12 tRNA genes are annotated in these 2,024 nt (G+C 39.9%); all 12 read right to left on the bottom strand.

The features are described from left to right. Nucleotides 1-926: 926 nt before the first annotated feature. Nucleotides 927-1,011, bottom strand: a tRNA-Leu gene (locus GSM_RS11950). A gap of 58 nt (nt 1,012-1,069) precedes the next feature. Then, a tRNA-Cys gene (locus GSM_RS11945) sits at nt 1,070-1,140 on the bottom strand. 21 nt (nt 1,141-1,161) lie between these two features. Continuing rightward, nucleotides 1,162-1,233: transfer RNA gene (locus tag GSM_RS11940), tRNA-Gln, on the bottom strand. 8 nt (nt 1,234-1,241) lie between these two features. Further along, nucleotides 1,242-1,314: transfer RNA gene (locus GSM_RS11935), tRNA-His, on the bottom strand. Nucleotides 1,315-1,320: 6 nt separating this feature from the next. Continuing rightward, nucleotides 1,321-1,394: transfer RNA gene (locus GSM_RS11930), tRNA-Trp, on the bottom strand. Nucleotides 1,395-1,406: 12 nt separating this feature from the next. Further along, nucleotides 1,407-1,489: transfer RNA gene (locus tag GSM_RS11925), tRNA-Tyr, on the bottom strand. A gap of 1 nt (nt 1,490) precedes the next feature. Continuing rightward, a tRNA-Phe gene (locus tag GSM_RS11920) sits at nt 1,491-1,566 on the bottom strand. Between the two features lie 27 nt (nt 1,567-1,593). After that, nucleotides 1,594-1,667 (bottom strand) — tRNA-Asp (locus GSM_RS11915). A gap of 9 nt (nt 1,668-1,676) precedes the next feature. Continuing rightward, nucleotides 1,677-1,749 (bottom strand) — tRNA-Val (locus GSM_RS11910). A gap of 6 nt (nt 1,750-1,755) precedes the next feature. After that, nucleotides 1,756-1,827, bottom strand: a tRNA-Glu gene (locus GSM_RS11905). A gap of 9 nt (nt 1,828-1,836) precedes the next feature. Next, nucleotides 1,837-1,928: transfer RNA gene (locus tag GSM_RS11900), tRNA-Ser, on the bottom strand. Between the two features lie 14 nt (nt 1,929-1,942). Next, a tRNA-Asn gene (locus GSM_RS11895) sits at nt 1,943-2,015 on the bottom strand. Nucleotides 2,016-2,024 lie beyond the last annotated feature (9 nt).

Here is a 2,024-nt window from a genome sequence, read left to right as displayed (position 1 = left end):
AAAAATAAACTGTTTATATCTAATTTAATTCCTTATTTTTATTTTTTTACAAAGATAAACTAGCTTTTATTAATCAAAAGTAAGCTATGCTTATCAAATCTTTTATCTTTCTGCTTTTACAAGATAGGGAATCTCACACTTACGTGGCAATGAATTTTATTGTATTTGACTAAGGTATATGATTAATTTATTGGCGATTCCTATAGTGGGTCTTACCTGTATACAATATAAATAGTTAAATTACTCAAAATAGACTACTCACAGAAAATCTTGCGTTAACTTTTTTTGTAACAATTATAAATGATAATTGAGCAATAATTGCTGTAAATTCGAATTTAAGTTTGGTTCATAAAACAAATATTATAAAATCATACTTTTTCAATGTGCAGTGCCTACTACAAAATAATAACTGAACAATCTCTTTAATATCAGATTCCTCAATCACAAAGAATATTCTAGTGGTATTTACATCTCATGGTACATAATCGTCCATCAAACTATTTCATTCAATAATTTAGTGATAAAAATATTTGTTTCTTCCGATTCTACTTTTATATCCGAGTGCCGATGAGCTAGCATTCAATGTAAATTTTCCATTTTAAATCTTTAGTAAAAGGGTGATCACTAATCATCGGTTATTACTAACGACAAAGATTTTAGAAGTTGATTACTTCTTAAAACAAAAAAACCGAATCATTGGTTTAAGAATTCCTAATTATTCTCAATAATTATAAAAATATCAATGATTGGAATTAAACCAATATGACTGCGATGACACTTTTAATGAATTTTATTGTTTTTGCCATCAGTGTAATGACGTCCCATTCACTTGTGATTTCTCTGTTCATTCCGTGTATAACCCCTCCCCCGTGCACATAGTAAAAAAGAAGTATCAACGTATATCTACGTTGATACTTCTTCATCAATACCGGTGATCGGGGTCGAACCGATACGCCCTCAACGGGCACTGGATTTTGAGTCCAGCGCGTCTGCCAATTCCGCCACACCGGCATAATATATCACATTACAGAGTAGAACTATACTACTGTTAGCGCCTAAAAGCAACTAAAGGCGGTAACCGGATTTGAACCGGTGATGAAGGTTTTGCAGACCTCTGCCTTACCACTTGGCTATACCGCCAGATATAGTACAAATCCAAAACTGGGTTAGCTGGATTCGAACCAGCGCATGAGGGAGTCAAAGTCCCTTGCCTTACCGCTTGGCTATAACCCAATCTTAAAGGCGATAGGTGGGAATCGAACCCACGCGTGCCGGAGCCACAATCCGGTGCGTTAACCACTTCGCCACTATCGCCATCAATGGCAGGGGTAGTAGGAATTGAACCCACACTGACGGTTTTGGAGACCGTAGTTCTACCTTTAAACTATACCCCTATTATTAAAAAATGGAAGGGAGTGGATTCGAACCACCGAACCCGAAGGAGCGGATTTACAGTCCGCCGCGTTTAGCCAGACTTCGCTACCCTTCCATGGTGGCGCGGGACAGAATCGAACTGCCGACACATGGAGCTTCAATCCATTGCTCTACCAACTGAGCTACCGAGCCATTAAAAATATAAATATAAATATACAACGGTCCTAGACGGATTTGAACCGACGATCTCCTGCGTGACAGGCAGGCGTGATAGACCCCTACACTATAGGACCGTAATATTATGGAGGATACAGGGCTCGAACCTGTGACCCTCTGCTTGTAAGGCAGACGCTCTCCCAACTGAGCTAATCCTCCAATATATGACCCGTACGGGATTTGAACCCATGTTACCGCCGTGAAAGGGCGGTGTCTTAACCACTTGACCAACGGGTCATTCTGCTACGGAGAGTAAGGGATTCGAACCCTTGAAACAGGTCATAACCCGTTTACATGATTTCCAATCATGCTCCTTCGGCCAACTCGGACAACTCTCCAGCATAAACAACAACTCCGGCAGGCGGGCTCGAACCGTCGACAACCTGATTAACAGTCAGGTGCTCTACCAACTGAGCTATGCCGGAATAACTAAG

This window comes from Liquorilactobacillus mali KCTC 3596 = DSM 20444 (genome assembly GCF_000260415.1).
Lineage (GTDB): Bacteria > Bacillota > Bacilli > Lactobacillales > Lactobacillaceae > Liquorilactobacillus > Liquorilactobacillus mali.
This window is presented reverse-complemented; position numbering and strand designations above follow the sequence as displayed.